This window comes from Streptomyces sp. AC602_WCS936, assembly GCF_019049125.1.
In the GTDB taxonomy this organism is placed as follows: domain Bacteria; phylum Actinomycetota; class Actinomycetes; order Streptomycetales; family Streptomycetaceae; genus Streptomyces.
In genome coordinates this window covers 69,915-87,623 of sequence record NZ_JAGMUF010000090.1, presented here as the reverse complement: position 1 = coordinate 87,623, position 17,709 = coordinate 69,915, and the positions used below count along the sequence as shown (strand labels likewise).

Sequence of the window (17,709 nt, the reverse complement as noted above, 5' to 3'; positions counted from 1 at the left end):
GAGGGGGATGCGATCGGGCATGGCCAATTTCTCGAAGTCGAACGTGCCGCAGTTCTCGGTGGACGTCTACCAGAACGAGTCCCTGCCCGAGGGCGGCCGTGAGGTCAACGCCATCGTGACGGTCACCGCGACCGGCGGCGGCACCATCGGGAGCGCGGTCGCCGCGCCCCACCTGTACTCGCCGGGCCAGGGCCCGTCCGCCGCGGTGGCCGTCATGGTCGACTGCTCGGGCTCGATGGACTACCCGCCGACCAAGATGCGCAACGCCCGCGACGCGACGGCCGCCGCGATCGACACCCTGCGCGACGGCGTGCACTTCACGGTGATCGGCGGCACCCACGTGGCCAAGGAGGTCCATCCGGGCGACGGCCGGCTCGCGGTCGCCGACGCCACCACCCGGGAGCAGGCCAAGCAGGCGCTGCGCCGGCTCAGCGCGGGCGGCGGCACCGCCATCGGCACCTGGCTGCGGCTGGCCGACCGGCTGCTGGCCACCGCGGACGTCGCCATCCGCCACGGCATCCTGCTCACGGACGGCCGCAACGAACACGAGTCACCGGACGACCTGAAGGCGGCGCTCGACGCCTGCGCCGGGCGTTTCACCTGCGATGCCCGGGGCGTGGGCACCGACTGGGAAGTGAAAGAAGTCACAGGGATCGCCTCCGCCCTGCTCGGCACCGCCGACATCGTCGCCGACCCGGCCTCTCTCGCCGCGGACTTCACGCGGATGATGGAGACGGCCATGGGCAAGGAGGTCGCGGACGTCGCCCTGCGCCTGTGGACCCCCGTCGGCACCACTGTGAAGTTCGTCAAGCAGGTCGCCCCCACGGTCGAGGAGCTGACCGGCCGCCGCACCGAGGCGGGTCCCCGCGCCGGGGACTACCCCACCGGTTCCTGGGGCGACGAGTCCCGCGACTACCACGTCTGCGTCGAGGTACCGGCCGCGGACCTCGGCCAGGAGATGCTGGCCGCCCGTGTCTCCCTGGTGATTCCGGAGCCCGGTGGCACGGTCCAGAACCTCGGTGCCCAGGGTCTGGTGCGCGCCGTGTGGACCGACGACATGGCCGCCTCCACGTCGATCAACCCTCAGGTCGCCCACTACACCGGGCAGGCCGAACTGGCACAAGCCATCCAACAAGGTCTCGATCTGCGCAAAGCGGGAGACATCGACGGAGCAACGGCCAAACTGGGTCGCGCCGTTCAGCTCGCGGGGGCCTCCGGAAACGCGGATACGGCGAAACTGCTTGCGAAGGTGGTGGACGTGGTCGACGCGGCGGCAGGTACTGTGCGACTCAAAGCGAAGGTCGAGGAAGCCGACGAGATGACTCTCGAGACCCGGTCGACAAAGACTGTTCGTGTAAAGAAGTGACGCAGGACAACAGAGTCCAACAAGCCCGCAAGAGGGGGAAGCACCGACATGCCGACCTGCCCGAACGGACACCAGTCGGGTTCCGACGACTGGTGCGAGGTCTGCGGTCACCGCATGGCCGGTGCCGTGCCGCCCCCTCCCCCGCCTCCGCCCCCGGGCGGCGGCTACGGCTTCCCGCCGCCGGCCGGTCCGGGTGGTCCGGGCGGCGGTCCCGGTGGTCCGGCGGGCGGTCCCGGTGGTCCCGGTGCCGAGCCGCAGCTGTGCCCGCAGTGCCGCACGCCGCGTGAGGGCGGGGCGCCGTTCTGCGAGGAGTGCCGGTGGAACTTCCTCACCAACACCGCCACCTCCTACACGCCGGCCGCCCCGCGCCCGCCGGCGCCCGGGGGCCCGGGGCCGCGCTTCCCGCAGCCGCCGTCGGGCCCGTCGTACGGCGGCGGTGACTCGTACGACTACCAGGGCTCCCGCCCGTCCCAGATGAACCGTCCCGCGGAGCCGATCCCGCCGGGCCCGCCCTTCGGCGGCGACCCGTCGGGTCACGGTGGACCAGGCGGCGCTCCCGGGGGGCCGGGTGGCCCCGGTAACCCCGGTGGTCGTGCTGGTGGGCCCGGCGGCCCTGGTGGCCCTGGTGGACCTGGTGGTTTTGGCGGGCCTGGTGCTCCCGGGGGGCCCAACGGGCCTGGTGGTCCGGGCGGGCCTGGTGGTCCGGGCGGGCCTGGTGGCCCCTTCGGCTCCGGTGGTCCTGACGGGCCCGGCGGTCCCGGCGGGCCCGGCGGACCTGGTGGTCCCGGCGGCCCCTTCGGCTCCGGTGGTCCTGGTGGCCCCAACGGACCCGGTGGTCCCGGCGGCCCCTTCGGCTCCGGTGGTCCTGACGGACCGGGCGGTCCCGGCGGTCCCAACGGACCTGGTGGCCCCAACGGACCCGGTGGCCCCGGCGGCCCCTTCGGCTCCGGTGGTCCTGACGGACCGGGCGGTCCTGGTGGTCCGTTCGGCCCCGGTGGTCCGGGCGATCCGTCCGGGCCCGGTGGTCCCGGCGGCCGCGGTCCCAACGGGCCCGGTGGCCCGGGTGGCCCCGGCGACCCGTTCGGCTCCGGTGGGCCTGGTGGCTCCGACGGCCCGGGCGGACCTGGTGGCCCCGGCGGCCCGTTCAGCTCCGGTGGGCCTGGTGGACCCGACGGCCCGGGCCGCCCTGGCGGCCCCTTCGGCTCCGGTGGTCCGGGCGATCCGTCCGGGCCCGGTGGTCCCGGCGGCCGCGGTCCCAACGGGCCCGGTGGCCCGGGCGGCCCCGGCGGCCCGTTCAGCTCCGGTGGACCTGGTGGGCCCGACGGTCCCGGCGGACCTGGCGGCCCCGGCGGCCCCAACCGCCCGTCCGGGCCGCCCGCCCCGCCCGCCTTCGGTGCCGACCCGTCGCGGCCGGTGCCGCCGCCGCCCGGTCCCGGTGGTCCGGGTGGCGCTCCGCAGGCGTACCAGCAGTCCGGTCCGCCCGCCCCGCCCGCCTTCCCGCAGGAGACCAACCGCCCGCAGCAGGGCGGCCCGTCCTTCGGCGGCGGGGACGACGACTGGGTGCTCTCCCCGCCGTCGTCCGGCGGCCCGAACGGCCCGGGTCAGGCGCCGGGCGGTGGCTACGGCTACCCGCAGCCGGGCGCGACCCAGGCCCCGCCGCCCCCGCCCGGCGGTGGCGGCTACGGGTTCCCGCAGCAGCCGCAGCAGCCGCAGCGGCCCCAGGGACCGGCGACGTGGACCGCGACCATCGGCCCGGACCGCGACTACTTCATGGCGATGATGCAGCGCTCCGGCCCCGAGGCCGCGGGCCTCAACCTGCCCGCGTACTCGCCCGAGCAGCAGCGCACGCTCACCGGCAACCAGATCACCATCGGCCGCCGCCGGCACTCCACCGGCGACACCCCGGACATCGACCTGGCCGTGCCGCCGGAGGACCCGGGCGTCTCGCACCAGCACGCGGTGCTGGTGCAGCAGCCGGACGGGAACTGGGCGGTCGTCGACCAGAACTCGACGAACGGCACGACGGTCAACGGCGGTGAGGAGCCGATCCAGCCCTTCGTGCCGGTGCCGCTCCAGGACGGCGACCGGGTGCACGTCGGCGCCTGGACGACGATCACGATCCGCCGGGGATGAGACGGGGCTGAGACGGGGCCCGCCGTCAGACGAACGGCCAGGCGTACGGGCCCTCCGGGTCGTCCAGCCACGCCCAGGCCCGTTCGCCGCGGACGGTGATGCCGTAGCGCTCGCGGCGCGGGGCGTCCTCCCGGGCCCACAGGGCGTACGCCTCCTGCGGGTCGAGGCTGCCCCGGCTCAGCACCAGCAGGAAGCGGAAGAGGTCGTCCTCCCGGGCCCGGCGCGGCACCCCGCCCAGGCCCGGCGTTGGCGGCTCGCCCCGGTCCGGGCCGCCGCGCAGCGGCACGAAGTACGCGGGCGTGTGCAGGAAGCGCCCCTCGGCGTGCCCGGCGTCGTGGACGGTGAGGACGACCAGGCCGGTGGCGAGCGGCGTCAGGACGCGGCCGCCGGGCCGGCACTGGGCCAGCCAGGCGCGCGGGACCGAGGGCAGTTCGCAGGTGGCGAGGACGCGGTCGTAGGGGGCGCGTTCGGGCACGCCGCGGGCGCCGTCGCCGGTGACGACGGCCGGGTGGTACCCGGCGGCGGCCAGGTGCCGGCGGGCCGACTCCGTGATCTCGGGGTCGAGGTCGACGGTGGTGACCAGGTCGTCGTCGCCGAGCCGGTGGGCGAGCAGGGCGGCGTTGTAGCCGGTGCCCGCGCCGATCTCCAGGACCCGGTCGCCGTCCGTCACGCCCAGCTCCACCAGCATCTCGGCCATCAGCGAGGGCTGGCTGCTGGAGGAGAGCAGTTCGCCGTCGCGCAGCCGGGTGGCCAGCGGGGCGTCGGTGTACGCGCCGCGCAGCCAGCGCTCGCGGGCTTCGGGGTCGGGATGCTCGCCCCAGCGGCGTTCGTAGCCGCCCCGGACGCCGACGTAGTAGTACGGCACGAAAAGGTGGCGCGGCACCGCCGCGAAGGCCTCCCGCCAGACCGGGTCGGCCCTCCAGGCACCGCTCAGCTCGATCTCCCGCACCAGCTCCGCCCGCGCGGAGGCGGCGAGGCCGTCCAGGTCCGGGTGCCCGCCCATACCCCCACAGTAGGGCCCCGGCGGGTCCTAATCCTCAAGTCCTATGTCCACACGTCTGAGACCATGGACGACGTGAATGAGATTCGGCGCGGCACGCTTCAGGAGCAGACCTTCTACGAGCAGGTCGGCGGGGAGGAGACCTTCCGCCGGCTCGTCCACCGTTTCTACCAAGGGGTCGCCGAGGATCCGATCCTGCGGCCGATGTACCCGGAGGAGGACCTGGGCCCGGCCGAGGAGCGTTTCGCGCTCTTCCTGATGCAGTACTGGGGCGGTCCGACGACGTACAGCGACAACCGCGGGCACCCGCGGCTGCGGATGCGCCACGCCCCGTTCGCCGTCGACCGGGCGGCGCACGACGCCTGGCTGAAGCACATGCGGGTCGCCGTCGACGAGCTGGGGCTCTCCGAGGAGCACGAGCAGACGCTGTGGAAGTACCTGACGTACGCGGCCGCCTCGATGATCAACACGCAGGGCTGAGCACGGCCCCTCCCCTGCGCGGGGGCTGATGAACGGATTCCGGTCGTTCGACGCCGGTATCCGGTCACGATCCGGTCAAGTCCGCCTTTCAAACGGTTACCAGCGGCCCCTCCTCTCTGCCATCCTCGCCCGGAGGTCTGGACAACAGGTGGCGGGGGAGCCGGGTGGCGGGGTTCGGGGGACTGGCGGGGTTCGTGCTGCTGCGCGCGCGGGCGCACCGCCTGCTGCTGGCGGCGGCTCTGCTCACCGTCCTGCTGACGACGACGGTGCTGGCCACCCTCACCGCGTTCTCCGGCGCCATCGGGGACGCGGCCCTGCGGCACGCTTTGGCCGACCCGCGCAACGCCGCCGACGCCGCGCTGGTCGTGAAGGCGGACGTACCGGCCGCCCAGCGCTCCGACGCCGACGCCACGGTGCGGGAGGGGGCCGCGAGGACCTTCGACGGCCTGCCGCACACGGTACGGACCCTGGTCCGCTCCGGCCCGTACGCGCTGCCTTCCTCCTCCGCGCCGCCGTCCTCCTCCGCGCCGCGGGCCGAGTCGTCCGGCAACCCCGATCTGACGTACTTCGCGGCGCTCGACCCCACGCAGGTCCGGATCGACGAGGGCCGGATGCCCGGCGAGGCGGCGGGCGAGACCGTCGAGACGGCGCTGCCGGTGACCGCCGCCGAGCAGCTGGGAGTGCGGCCCGGCGACCGGCTCACGCTCACCGACCGCCTCGACGGCCCCGACGTCCGGGTGGTGGTCACCGGCCTGTACCGGCCGGTCGACGACGGGGCACCGTACTGGCGGCTGGACGACCTGGACGGGCGCGGCGTCGAGCAGGGCGGTTTCACGACGTACGGGCCGCTGCTCGCCCCGTCCGGCGTGCTGAGCGGCGGCAGGGTCAGCGCGGGCTCGTCGGGGTGGCTGGCGACGGCGGACTACGCGTCGCTGACGGTGGGCCGGACGGACGCCCTGCGCCGGGCGGCGCAGGAGGGCACGGCGTGGCTGCGCGACAGGCCGGTGCTCAGCGGCACGACCGAGGCGGGGACCGGGCTGGCCGGAATCCTGGACCGGCTCGACCGCTCGCTGGTGGTCGCCCGGTCCACCGTCCTGGTCATCGCGCTCCAGCTCGCCCTGCTCGCGGGCGGCGCGCTGCTGCTGGTGGCCCGGCTGCTGAGCGTCGAACGGGCGGGTGAGCTGCGGCTGCTGCGGGCACGCGGTGCCTCCCGGGCCCGGCTGGTGGGCGTCTGTGCCCTGGAGGCGCTGCTGCTGGCCGGGCCCGCACTGGTCTGTGCGCCGCTGCTCGCCGGGCCGCTGATCCGGCTGCTGGCCGGGCAGGGGCCGCTGGCCCGGATCGGGCTGCGGTGGGAGCCCGCGGCCGGCGGCAGCGGCGTGGTGTGGCTGGTGGCCGCCCTCGCGGCGCTCGGCTGCACCCTCGCCGTGACGCTGCCGGCGCTGACCTCGGCGACGGACGTCGGCGGCCGGGCGAGGACGCTGCCCGCCCCGCTGCGCGCGGGCGCGGACGTGGCACTGCTGGTGCTGGCCGGCGTCGCCTACTGGCAACTGGACCGGCAGACGTCCGGCACGGACACGGACACGGACACGGCCACGGGCACCGGTTCCACGTCCGGGACCGGTGCCGACACCGCTACCGGCGGGGACCCCGGCACGCTGGGCGTCGATCCGCTGCTCGTCGCGACGCCCGCGCTGGCCCTGCTGGCCGGGACGGTCCTCGCGTTGCGGCTGCTGCCGCTGGTGGCGCGGCTGGCCGAGCGGCGGGCGGCGAGCGGGCGCGGGCTGGCGGGGGCGCTGGCGGGCTGGCAGCTGAGCCGCCGGCCGATGCGCGGGGCGGGCCCGGTGCTGCTGCTGGTGCTCGCCGTGGCGCTCGGCACGATGGCGATCGGGCAGAGCGCCTCCTGGTCCCGCTCCCAGGACGACCAGGCCGACTTCCGCACCGGAGCGCCGGTACGGGTGACCGCCCCCGCCGAGTCGGTCCCCGGTCGCACCGACCGGTACGCGGCCGTGCCCGGCGTGGCGGAGGTGGCCCCGGCGGCCCGCACCACGCTGTCGCTGTCCGGCGACCGGACGGCCACCGTGCTGGCGCTGGACACCTCCCGCGCGGCGGACACGATGCTGCTGCGCTCCGACCTGGCCGACGAGCCGCTGCCGGAACTGCTGTCGGGCCTGGCACCCGGGCAGCCGTCCGCCGGCGCGCCGATCCCCGCGGGGACGGCGACGCTGTCGCTGGCCGCGACCCTGTCCGGCTGGGACGTCGGCACACCGCCCGGCGACACCGGCGACACCGTGCCGGGGGCGGGCCGGTCCCCCGCCGGCATGGCGGCCGACGTGACGGTGACCGTCGAGGACCGCTGGGGAACCCCGTACCGGCTGCGGGCCGGCCAGCTGGCCGCCGACGGCCGGGAACACACCCTCACCATGGACGTGTCGGCCGGCCCGCTGACCCTGACCGGTGTGCAGCTGGTCATGACCCGGCCGACGGGTGAGGGGGAGCAGCACCGGTTGACCGTGCGCGAGGTGACCGCCACGTCCGCCGACGGCACCGCACGGCAGGTGCGGCTGCCCGGCGACTGGACGGGGCTGTCGGAGGTCACCGGGCCGTCGCTCGGACCGGCCGACGGAGCTGCCTCGGCCCCGCCGCGGGTGCTGTCGGCGGAGCCGTTCACGGTCGAGTACGCCACGGGTCACTCCGACAACGACCCGACCCGGCCCCCGTCGGTCCTTACCCTCCGGCTGAGGGTGTCCGGGCCGCAGCCGCCCGACGTGACCGCCGTCGCCACCGACCGTTTCCTGGAGTCGACGGGCGCCCGCGTCGGGCAGCGCGTCAACGTGAACCTCGGCGGCGAACGCGTACAGGTGCGGATCCTGCGTTCGGTGCGGGAGCTGCCGACCACCGCCCCGGACGAGGCCGACCCGGCGCGGTTCGGCGGGGCCCTGCTGGTCGACCTGCGCACGGTGAACCAGGAGCTCCAGGGCGGCCACGGCACCGCCCTCCCGCCCACCGAGTGGTGGCTGCGGACCACGCCGGAGGAGGCGGACGGGGCCGTCGCGGCGCTGCGCGCCCTCCCGGACACGGCGCCGTCCCAGGTCATGGTGCGTGACGAGGTCGCCGAGCGGCTGCGCGACGACCCGTTCGGCGCGGGTCCCGGGGCGGCGTTCGCGGCGGCCGCCGGGGTCGCGGCGGCGCTGGCCGCGGTCGGGTTCGCGGTGAGCGCCGCGGGGTCGCTGCGCGAGCGGGGCACGGAGTTCGCGGTGCTGCGGGCCCTGGGCGCCTCGCGCCTGAGGCTGGCCCGCACGGTCGCCGTCGAGCAGGGCGTGCTGGTCGGCCTCGCGCTGCTGACGGGCGCCGCCCTGGGGGCGGTCCTGACCCGGGCGGTGATCCCGCTGACCGTGCTGACCCAGCGGGCCACCCGGCCCGTCCCCGGCGTGCACGTCACGCTGCCGTACGACCGGGTCGCCGTGCTGCTGGCCGCGACGGTCCTGGTACCGCTGCTGGTGACGGCGGCACTGGCGCTGCGCCGGACGGACCCGACGGTGACGCTCAAGGAGCGCGGAGGTGACGGAAGGTGAACCCGCCGAACCCGCCGAGCCCGGCGGACCCGCCGAACCGGCCGTACCCGGCGAACCCGCCCAGCCCGGCGAACCCGCCGAACCCGCCGAACCCGGCGAACCCGGCGAGCACGGCGAACCCGCCCAGCCCGCCGAACCCGCCGAGCCCGCCGAACCGGCCGAACCGGGTGCCCGCCCCCTGGATACGCACCCGGCTGCGGGCCGCCCCCGGTGCCGCGGGCGCGCTGGCACTGCTGGTGGCGCTGACGGCGTGCCTGGCCGCCGCGTTCCCGCGGGCGCTGGACCGGTACGCGGACGCCGGGCTGAGCCGGGCCGTCGAGCAGGTCCACCCCGGGCAGAGCAGCGTCCAGGTCAGTGCCGATCCCGGCCTCGGCAGGAAAACGGCGGACCAGGAGGACGCGCTGCGTCCCAAGAGCGTCGCCGGCTACTACAAGTCGATCGTGGACACCGTCGAGAGCCCGCTGGCCGTCGACGGCTCCCGGTCGGCGTACGGGGTGCGCACCACGTCCGACCTGATCGCGGCGGAGGAGTGGCTGCCCCAGCCGGACGGACTGCCCGCGCAGATGGTCCTCGCCACCCCGAACGACCTCGCCGACCACGCCCGCCTGCGCTCCGGCCGACTGCCCGAGGTGACCGGCGGCCCCGTGACCGCCTCCACCGGCCGGGTCGAGGCGGCGGTGACCGAGGAGACGGCCCGCACGCTGCACATCAAGACGGGCTCGGTCATCCACGTAGGAGGCAGGGCCGAGCTCGCCGTCCACGTCACCGGTATCGTCGCGCCACGCGATCCCGACGGCGTCCACTGGTCGGTCTGGTCCGTCCTGCAGACCCCGTCCCTGGTCAGCGCGCCCGGCGGCGACCCGAACGCCCCGAGGTTCTGGCGCGGCGGTCTGCTGCTCCCGCCCGAGGCGGCGCCCGCGCTGCTGGGCCCGGACGGCAGTCCCGTGCGCTACTGGCACCTGGCGCCCGACACGGACGCGCTGCACGGCCGGGACCTCGACCGGCTCAGCGCCTCCGTGGCCTCGCTGGAGTCCGGGCCCGGCACGGAGCAGCTGCGCTCGATGCTCAGCCCGTTCGCCGAGGTCGAGACCGGCCTCGACGCCGTGTTCACCACGTACGACCGCCTCCGCGGGGACATCGCTCCGCTGGTCGCCGTCGCCGCGTCGGGCGCCGGCACGGTCGCCGCCGTCGTCCTGCTGATGACGGGCGGTCTGGCCGCCGGGCGGCGCCGCGCCGAACTGGCGCTGCTCCGGTCCCGCGGCGCGTCCCTGAAGGGCATGACGGGCCGGCTGCTGGCGGAGACGGCTGTGGTGGCGCTGCCCGCGGGCGCCCTCGGTCTCGCCGTGGCCGTCCTCGTCCTGCCCGGCGCCCGGCTGCTGCCCGCGCTGTGGGCCGCGGGGGCGGTCACCGCGGTGGCCTGTCTCGCGCTGCCGCTGCGGGCCGCCGCCGCGCACCGCGCCGTGCGGGTGCACGGCGGCCGTCAGGACCTGGCGACCGCGCGCCCGTCCCGGCGCCGTACGGTCGCCGAGCTGACGGCCGTGGCGCTGGCGCTCGGCGCGGTCGAGTTGCTGCGCCGGCGCGGTGCGACGGGCGACTCCGGGGACCTGGTGTCCCTGGCGCCGGTGCTGGTGGGGGTGATCGCCGCGCTGGTGCTGGTCCGCCTCCATCCGCCGGCGCTGCGCCGCCTGGCCCGCCCGGCCGGACGGCTGCGCGGCGCGGTGGGTCATCTGGCGCTGGCCCGCGCGGGCCGTACGTCCGTCTCCGCCGTGCTGCCGCTCCTCGCGCTGCTGACCGCGTTCACCACCGCCTCGTTCGGCGGCTCGGTCCTGGCCGGTGTCTCGGACGCCCGGGACCGGGCCGCGGTGCTCGCCGTCGGCGCCGACGCCCGCGTGGAGGCGACGGCCGGACCGCTGCCGTCCGGCCTGCCCGACCGCCTCGCGGACGCGCCCGGCGTGCGGGGCGTCACCGGGGTGAGCATCGCCTACCAGGCCAAGACCTCGGACGGCCGCCAGTCGCTGCCGGTCGCCGGCGTGGACCCGGACGCCTACGCGGCGCTGGCGGCGCGGACGGGCCTCGGCGAGTTCGCGCCGGAAGAGCTGACACGACGGGACGGCTCCAAGGACCCGCTCCCGGCGCTGGCCTCCTCGATGGTCGCCGAACGGTTCGGCACCGCCCCCTTCCCGGTCCGGATGGAGGACGGCACCTTCGTCACCCTCCGGATCACCGTCGTCCGCGACCGCACGCCGGCCGTCTTCCGCGACGACTTCCTGGTCGTGGACCGGGCCGGGCTCTCCGCGCGGGCGGCCCGGCCGACCGTACTGCTGCTGACCGGCGACGGCCTGGACGGGCACGCCCTGCGGCGGACGGCGGGCGACGGCGCGTCCGTGCACCTGCGGTCCGAGGAACGGGCCCGGTACGTCGACTCGCCCCTGCAGTCAGGCGCGGAGCACGTCTACACGGCCGCCGTGGCGGCGGGCGCCGGCTACGCCGCCCTGGCCCTACTGCTGTCCCTCGCCCGCGCGGCCCCCGAACGCGCCGCCCTCCTCGCCCGCCTGCGCACCATGGGCCTCACCCCGGCCCAGGGCCGCCGCCTGCTGGTCCTGGAGTCCCTGCCCCAGGCCGTGCCGGCCGTCGCGGGCGGCATCCTGACCGGCTGGGCGGCGATCCGGCTGCTCTCCCCGGGCATCGACCTGACCACGATCGCCCTGGCGGCCTCGTCGCCCTCGACGGTCCCGGCCCAGCTCCGCACGGACCCGTGGTCGCTGGCCGTTCCGGCCCTCGCGGTGCTGGTGCTGACGGTGGGTGTGGCGGCCGGGCAGGCGTGGTGGTCGGGCCGGCGCGGCGCGGTCGCGGAGCTGCGGGCGGGGGACGCGCGGTGACGGCCTCGGCGCCGGTGCCGCCCGTCTGCGCAGGGTGCCGTACGCGGAAGACGGCACACGCCGGGAGGCGACGAAGCGACACGACGCGCAGGAGACGACGGAGGCCCCGATGACGACCACCAACCCCACCCTCGCCGAACTGGCCGACCGCGCCACCGCGTCCCGCGACCGTCCTGCCTACGGCCACGACGCCCTGATCACCTGCGACCGCGTCGTGCGCATCTTCAGCACGGACGGCGTGGAGGTACAGGCGCTCCAGGGCCTCGACCTGCTGGTCCGCCAGGGCGAGCTGATGGCGCTGGTGGGCGCCTCGGGCAGCGGCAAGTCGACGCTGATGAACATCCTGGCCGGCCTGGACACCCCCACCGCCGGCGCCGCCCGGGTCGCGGGCCGGGACCTGCTCGCGATGACGGCGAAGGACCGGCTGGCCTACCGCCGTACGGTGGTCGGCTTCGTCTGGCAGCAGACGTCGGGCAACCTGATGCCGTACCTGACGGCCGCGCAGAACGTGGCCCTGCCGATGCAGCTGGCCGGCACCGGCGGCCGGCGCGCGGCCCGCGCCGAGCGGGCGCTGGAGCTCCTGGACCTGATGGGGATCGCCGAATGCCGCGACCGCCGTCCGCACCAGATGTCGGGCGGGCAGCAGCAGCGGGTCGCCATCGCCGTGGCCCTGGCCAACGACCCCGCGGTACTGCTCGCCGACGAGCCCACGGGCGAGCTGGACTCCCACACCGCGGAACAGATCTTCGCCGCCTTCCGCACCGCGAACGAGCGTCTGGGCACCACCGTCGTCATCGTCACCCACGACCAGGCGGTGGCCGGCGAGGTCAGCCGCACGGTCGCCATCCGCGACGGCCGCACCTCCACGGAGGTCCTGCGCCGCAGCGAGGTGGACGCCGCGACCGGCGACGAGAGGGTGGTGGCCCGGGAGTACGCGATGCTCGACCGCGCGGGCCGGCTCCAGTTGCCCGCCGAGTACACGCGCGCCCTGGACATGCGCGACCGCGTGGCCCTGGAACTGGAACCCGACCACATCGCCGTACGCCCGGACGACAGCGACGGAACCTGAGCGGCCGGGCGGAGGACTCTCCCGGCGGGCTCAGCGCACGCTGATGCCGAGCGCCCCGGTACCGGCCCGCCGCAGGGCGACGGACCCGTAGGGAGTGCGCAGCCGCAGCCACGCACCCGAGGAGAACAGCCCGGGCGCGTCACCTACGGACGCGGACGCCCGCAGGAACCCCAGTGACTGGGCCGCGTGCACGGCCCGCACCGGCAGCCCGGTCTCCCCGACCGTCCGGGACCATATCTCCCGCCCGATCCGGTCCAGTTCGGTCCGCGTACGCTCCTCGGGCGCCAGCTCCGCCGTGCGGGAGCGGAACTCCGCCACCGCCGCGGCGACCAGCGCGCGCAGGGCGTCCGGCGCGGGCAGCCCCGGCTCGGGCCGCCAGCCGCCGCGCGGGGGCAGCACCCCGGCCCAGGGAGGGCCCGTCACCGCGCCCGGAACTCCCGCGGTCGCCGCCTGCTCGTCCACCGTCTCCAGCAGCTCACCGGCGGACACGGTCACGTCCAGCGTGACGTCGAGCCCGTTCTCGTACGGCTTGGCGAGCCGCACCGCGCGCACGGCCAGCACCTCGAAGGACGGCGGCCGTCCGAAGACGGCGAGGGCCGTGCCGGCCGCCTGGAGGCGGACCGCGGCGGAACGGTCGTAGTGGAGCAGCCGGGAGAGGAAGGCCGCGAGGTCCGCGGCCTCCCCCTCGTCGGCGAGGTGGAGGACCGTCATGCGACGACGGCCTCCTCCTTGGCGTCCGTGTACTCCTCCAGGAACTCCCGTTCCTCGGCGGTGATCCGCCGGGGCCGCTGCGCCTCGAAGTCGAACGGCACGATCACCGTGGAGGCGCGGACGTAGACCACGTCCCCGTCCTTGACCTCGTAGGTGAGCGTGAAGGAAGCCGCCCTTATCTCGGTGACCCACAGCTCGATGTCGACCGGACGGTGCCGGTGGACGAGCTGCCGTTTGTAGTCGATCTCGTGGCGCGCCACCACCGACCCCTGCTTGAAGTCCTTCTCCGGGCGGAACAGGAAGTCGATACGGGCCTCCTCCAGGTAGCGGAGGAATACCACGTTGTTGACGTGGCCGTACGCGTCCATGTCCGCCCAGCGCAGCGGGCAGCGGTAGATGTGCCGCAAGATCGATCAGCCCCGGGTCAGCTTCTTGTAGGTGGCGCGGTGCGGACGCGCGGCGTCCGGTCCCAGCCGCTCGATCTTGTTCTTCTCGTACGACTCGAAGTTGCCCTCGAACCAGAACCACTTGGACTCGCCCTCGTAGGCGAGGATGTGGGTGGCGACGCGGTCCAGGAACCACCGGTCGTGGGAGACGACCACGGCGCACCCGGGAAACTCGAGCAGCGCGTTCTCGAGGCTGGAGAGGGTCTCGACGTCGAGGTCGTTGGTCGGCTCGTCGAGGAGCAGCAGGTTGCCGCCCTGCTTGAGGGTGAGCGCGAGGTTGAGACGGTTGCGCTCACCGCCGGAGAGCACCCCGGCGGGCTTCTGCTGGTCCGGCCCCTTGAACCCGAAGGCGGAGACGTAGGCCCGCGAGGGCATCTCCACCTGCCCCACGTTGATGTAGTCCAGCTCGTCGGAGACGACGGCCCACAGGGTCTTCTTCGGGTCGATGTTCTCGCGGCTCTGGTCGACGTAGGAGATCTTGACCGTGTCGCCGACCTTGATGGAACCGGAGTCCGGCTCCTCGAAGCCCTGGATCATCTTGAAGAGCGTGGTCTTGCCGGCGCCGTTGGGCCCGATGACACCGACGATCCCGTTCCGCGGCAGCGTGAAGCTGAGGTCGTCGATCAGTACCTTCTCACCGAAGGCCTTGGTGAGGTTGTTGACCTCGACGACGACGTTGCCCAGCCGCGGGCCCGGCGGGATCTGGATCTCCTCGAAGTCCAGCTTCCGCATCTTGTCGGCCTCGGCGGCCATCTCCTCGTACCGCGCCAGTCGCGCCTTGGACTTGGCCTGACGCCCCTTGGCGTTGGACCGCACCCAGTCCAGCTCGTCCTTGAGCCGCTTGGCGCGCTTGGCGTCCTTCTGGCCCTCGACCTTGAGGCGGGTGGCCTTGGTCTCCAGGTACTTGGAGTAGTTGCCCTCGTAGCCGTGCAGGCGGCCGCGGTCGACCTCGCAGATCCAGCCGGCCACATTGTCCAGGAAGTACCGGTCGTGGGTCACGGCCACGACGGTGCCCTCGTACTTGGCGAGGTGCTGCTCCAGCCAGTTGACGGACTCGGCGTCGAGGTGGTTCGTCGGCTCGTCGAGGAGCAGCAGGTCGGGCGCCTCCAGCAGCAGCTTGCACAGCGCGACACGCCGCTTCTCACCGCCGGAGAGGTTCACGACCGGCCAGTCGCCGGGCGGGCAGCCCAGCGCGTCCATGGCCTGCTCGAGCTGGGCGTCCAGGTCCCAGGCGTTGGCGTGGTCGAGCTCCTCCTGGAGCTTGCCCATCTCCTCGAGCAGCGCGTCCGAGTAGTCGGTCGCCATCTGCTCGGCGATCTCGTTGAACCGGTCGAGCTTGCCCTTGACCTCGGCGACACCCTCCTGGACGTTCTCCAGGACGGTCTTCTCCTCGTTCAGCGGGGGCTCCTGCAGCAGGATGCCGACCGTGTAGCCCGGCGACAGGAACGCGTCACCGTTCGACGGCTGCTCCAGCCCCGCCATGATCTTCAGAACGGTGGACTTACCGGCACCGTTCGGACCGACAACACCGATCTTGGCGCCAGGAAGGAAATTCAGGGTGACGTCATCGAGGATCACCTTGTCGCCGTGCGCCTTGCGCGCCTTGCGCATGGTGTAAATGAACTCAGCCAAGAGAAACCGTCCGGCAGCTTGATCAGGCAGTGGGCAGATACACCCCATCTTGCCGCACCGCCACCCCTGGGAGGAAACGCGTTCCCTGCGGGGGCTCTGACCTGGGGTTTCCCGGATGGCGTCCGGAGCGCCCTCTCCCTTCCTCGACGTATGCCCGCACCGTGACGCCCCGGCTGCACACTGCGGACGGGCTACGTCATCAACTCGATGTGCGGATGCTCGGGCTCCGCCGGGCAGACGAACAGGTGCTGCCGGTAGCCGCTGCCTATCTGGACCCCGGTCGCGTTGTAGCCGCGGTGGCCGGGGTACGGTCCAGCGCCTGGGTGGGGGTGCGGAGACCAGCTGTTCCCGCCGTCGTCCCCTTCCTCGAACGTGGCGACGGTCATCAGGACCTCCATGCCGGTGCCGCACTCGGAGCAGGTCTGCGGGCTGGGGTCGTTGGCGTCCCAAGCGGGCCAGCCGCCGACCTTCCAGCCGGGGGCGTTGGACAGCACACAGTCGTAATACGTCTCCGTGTTCATGTCTTCCTCTGCTGCCTGCGGCACACTCCATTGCTTGAGCTGCTCCCGCAGTTCTTCGCTCAGCTCCAGATGGTCGGGGTACTCGGTGATCTGCTCCGGTTCGAGCACGCACGGTTCCGGCAGATAGCCGTCGAACTGCACCGCGGGCGGCTCGGGGGGCGTGTCGAGGATGTCGGTGACGGCTGCTGCCGAACGCCAGAAGAGCAGGGTCCTGGGCATGATCGGATGATCGAAGGGGCACCACAGAACCTGCAGCAGGTCCTTGCCCTCCGGCGGGCTCAGATCGGGCACATCCCGTGCGTACAGCTGCGCGACGGGCAGCATCGCTATGGGGCCGTCGTACGACTGGACCGCCAGCCTCAGAGGATAGGTCCGAGGGGGCCGGATCCGCTCGAGCGTCTCCCGTTCCTCCGGAGTCAGGTCCCGGCCGTGCGAGGCGGCGAAGATCCTTCGTTCCAACCGCAGATCCGCCGGGGACTGGGCCGGGTTGATGCCATCCACCACATGCGGTTCCTCGCAGTGCGGCCACGGCTCCTCAGCGGGCCACCGCAGCGGCCCGCCGATCGAGCTGTCGTGCCATGTCGGCGCCCCAGGTCGGGGGTGCAGGCGGGTCGCCGTGCGGGCCAGCGGAGCCAGTTGGGGAAAGACCGCGGCAACGTCGATCGGCCGTGGCGGGGTGACAGGAGTGACATTCATGGCCGCAATCTTGCCGATCGCCTCTGACAACGGCCCTCGTGGCCGCCCCACGAAGAGCTCCGGCACGGGCGCCACCCGAAAGAGCGCTACCACCGGTCCGTTGCCGGCAGATGGCCCGATCTCCATCGGCCGGCAGTGGCCGAACCCCTTGAGCCGCCGGGCGCGGCCGGGCGGGGCGAAGACAGGAGGCGGGGCGCGCAGTCATCTGGAGCCAGGCGTTCAACGACCAGTCCTGGGAGCCCGCTCTCGACTCCGTCGGCATCATCCCGACCCCCGAGACGGGGCAGCGCCTCTGACCTGGGCTCTCCTGGATGCTGGCGGCGCCTCGTCCGTGACTGCCGGTCGCCGCGCGGGTAAGGTGGCGATCTTCGGTCGGCGGAGCCGGCCGGAGTCCTCGAAGGCCGGGCACACCATGCACCTCGCCGACCACCGTCCCGCGGGCCGCCGTCTCGCCGCCGCCCTGGACGGCCTCGCCGTCACCTTCCGCGGCATGACCGCGCGTCCGGACGAGTACAACTGCGACTGCCACTGGGGCAGCGCGGAGGAACTAGCCCTTCTGAAGACACCGGACGTGGAGCTGGATCCGGACCTCCTGCGCCGGACCTGGCGGGCGACCGACTGGACCGATCACGCGGCCGTGCTGCGCCGCATCCTGCCCCAGTTCGCCGGGGTCCTGGTCGCCGGTCTCGCGGACCCCCTGTTCGGGCTGGAAGAGGCCGGGTACTCCCTGGCCCGCGGCCGCTGGCAGCGGTGGCCCGACGATCACGCCGGTCCGGTGCGCGAGTTCCTGAGCGCCTGGTGGGTGCAGAGCCTCACCGATCCGGACGCGACCGTACCGGCGCACCAGGTCTTCGCGCTGTGTGCCGAGGCGTCCGGAACGGTCGGCCCCTGGCTCGCCGAGTGGGAGCGGCAGACCGGGCGCCTCAGCGACCGGCGCCTCGCCGAAGCGGCGGCGGAATGGGAGTACGAGCTCCTCGGGGACAGCCTGCCGTGGTACGTCGGCTGGTACGAGAACGACGAGGAACGACTCCGTGCCGACCTGGTCGCCTGGCTCCTCGGCCACGGCGCGGCGCGGCTGCGCGAGTCGGGCGCTCCGGCGGACCTGCTCCACCGCATACGGCTGCTGTCGCTCACGGACGAGAAGCGCTGGTCTGACCCGCACTGGCCCGGTCACCGCTACTGACGCCGCCGCGCGAGTGCGCCG

12 protein-coding genes are annotated in these 17,709 nt (G+C 74.3%); 7 read left to right on the top strand and 5 right to left on the bottom strand.

Annotated features, from left to right (window positions below; genetic code table 11):
• The first annotated feature begins 19 nt into the window (after positions 1–19).
• Together KUM03_RS25775 and KUM03_RS25770 are read left to right on the top strand one after the other, a co-directional pair.
• Positions 20–1,366 (top strand): VWA domain-containing protein, encoded by a 1,347-nt coding sequence (locus KUM03_RS25775; RefSeq protein WP_217251703.1) that lies wholly within the window; start codon positions 20–22, stop codon positions 1,364–1,366.
• Between the two features lie 48 nt (positions 1,367–1,414).
• Positions 1,415–3,499 (top strand): FHA domain-containing protein, encoded by a 2,085-nt coding sequence (locus KUM03_RS25770; RefSeq protein WP_217251700.1) that lies wholly within the window; start codon positions 1,415–1,417, stop codon positions 3,497–3,499.
• Positions 3,500–3,524: 25 nt separating this feature from the next.
• Here the strand turns inward: KUM03_RS25770 and KUM03_RS25765 are convergent, their stop codons facing one another.
• The gene (locus KUM03_RS25765) at positions 3,525–4,502 is read right to left on the bottom strand and encodes a methyltransferase domain-containing protein (RefSeq protein WP_217251698.1); all 978 of its coding nucleotides are present in this window, start codon (positions 4,500–4,502) and stop codon (positions 3,525–3,527) included.
• A gap of 63 nt (positions 4,503–4,565) precedes the next feature.
• Here KUM03_RS25765 and KUM03_RS25760 point away from each other — a divergent pair, with 63 nt between their 5' ends.
• From KUM03_RS25760 to KUM03_RS25745, 4 genes are all read left to right on the top strand, one after another.
• Complete coding sequence (locus KUM03_RS25760; RefSeq protein WP_217251696.1) at positions 4,566–4,979, top strand: globin; 414 nt, start codon at positions 4,566–4,568, stop codon at positions 4,977–4,979.
• Between the two features lie 164 nt (positions 4,980–5,143).
• Entirely contained in the window at positions 5,144–8,551 is a 3,408-nt protein-coding gene (locus KUM03_RS25755; RefSeq protein ID WP_217251693.1) for an ABC transporter permease, read from the top strand.
• A gap of 167 nt (positions 8,552–8,718) precedes the next feature.
• Positions 8,719–11,430 (top strand): FtsX-like permease family protein, encoded by a 2,712-nt coding sequence (locus tag KUM03_RS25750; RefSeq protein ID WP_217252984.1) that lies wholly within the window; start codon positions 8,719–8,721, stop codon positions 11,428–11,430.
• 109 nt (positions 11,431–11,539) lie between these two features.
• Positions 11,540–12,499 carry an ABC transporter ATP-binding protein gene (locus KUM03_RS25745; RefSeq protein ID WP_217251691.1) on the top strand — a complete coding sequence of 320 codons (960 nt, stop codon included), beginning with the start codon at positions 11,540–11,542 and terminating at the stop codon, positions 12,497–12,499.
• 30 nt (positions 12,500–12,529) lie between these two features.
• Here the strand turns inward: KUM03_RS25745 and KUM03_RS25740 are convergent, their stop codons facing one another.
• The 4 genes from KUM03_RS25740 to KUM03_RS25725 all read right to left on the bottom strand — a co-directional run bounded on the left by KUM03_RS25740 (position 12,530) and on the right by KUM03_RS25725 (position 16,571).
• On the bottom strand, positions 12,530–13,210 hold the full coding sequence (locus tag KUM03_RS25740; protein ID WP_217251689.1) for a hypothetical protein: 681 nt from the start codon (positions 13,208–13,210) through the stop codon (positions 12,530–12,532).
• Positions 13,207–13,617: a thioesterase family protein gene (locus tag KUM03_RS25735; protein ID WP_217251686.1), complete on the bottom strand. Its 411-nt coding sequence runs from the start codon at positions 13,615–13,617 to the stop codon at positions 13,207–13,209. Before KUM03_RS25735 ends, KUM03_RS25740 begins: the two co-directional genes overlap by 4 nt.
• 6 nt (positions 13,618–13,623) lie before the next feature.
• Positions 13,624–15,288, bottom strand: coding sequence for an energy-dependent translational throttle protein EttA (gene ettA, locus KUM03_RS25730; RefSeq protein ID WP_217251684.1), 1,665 nt, complete (start codon positions 15,286–15,288; stop codon positions 13,624–13,626).
• Positions 15,289–15,479: 191 nt separating this feature from the next.
• Positions 15,480–16,571: a hypothetical protein gene (locus KUM03_RS25725; protein ID WP_308406413.1), complete on the bottom strand. Its 1,092-nt coding sequence runs from the start codon at positions 16,569–16,571 to the stop codon at positions 15,480–15,482.
• 346 nt (positions 16,572–16,917) lie between these two features.
• Between KUM03_RS25725 and KUM03_RS25720 the strand changes: the two genes are divergently transcribed.
• On the top strand, positions 16,918–17,688 hold the full coding sequence (locus KUM03_RS25720) for a hypothetical protein (protein ID WP_217252980.1): 771 nt from the start codon (positions 16,918–16,920) through the stop codon (positions 17,686–17,688).
• Positions 17,689–17,709: the final 21 nt, after the last annotated feature.

Bases quoted from the DNA above. Each gene is read 5' to 3' on its own strand.
- KUM03_RS25775 (WP_217251703.1), top strand. From the start codon at position 20: ATGGCCAATTTCTCGAAGTCGAACGTGCCGCAGTTCTCGGTGGACGTC.
- KUM03_RS25770 (WP_217251700.1), top strand. From the start codon at position 1,415: ATGCCGACCTGCCCGAACGGACACCAGTCGGGTTCCGACGACTGGTGC.
- KUM03_RS25765 (WP_217251698.1), bottom strand. From the start codon at position 4,502: ATGGGCGGGCACCCGGACCTGGACGGCCTCGCCGCCTCCGCGCGGGCG.
- KUM03_RS25760 (WP_217251696.1), top strand. From the start codon at position 4,566: ATGGACGACGTGAATGAGATTCGGCGCGGCACGCTTCAGGAGCAGACC.
- KUM03_RS25745 (WP_217251691.1), top strand. From the start codon at position 11,540: ATGACGACCACCAACCCCACCCTCGCCGAACTGGCCGACCGCGCCACC.
- KUM03_RS25740 (WP_217251689.1), bottom strand. From the start codon at position 13,210: ATGACGGTCCTCCACCTCGCCGACGAGGGGGAGGCCGCGGACCTCGCG.
- KUM03_RS25720 (WP_217252980.1), top strand. From the start codon at position 16,918: ATGCACCTCGCCGACCACCGTCCCGCGGGCCGCCGTCTCGCCGCCGCC.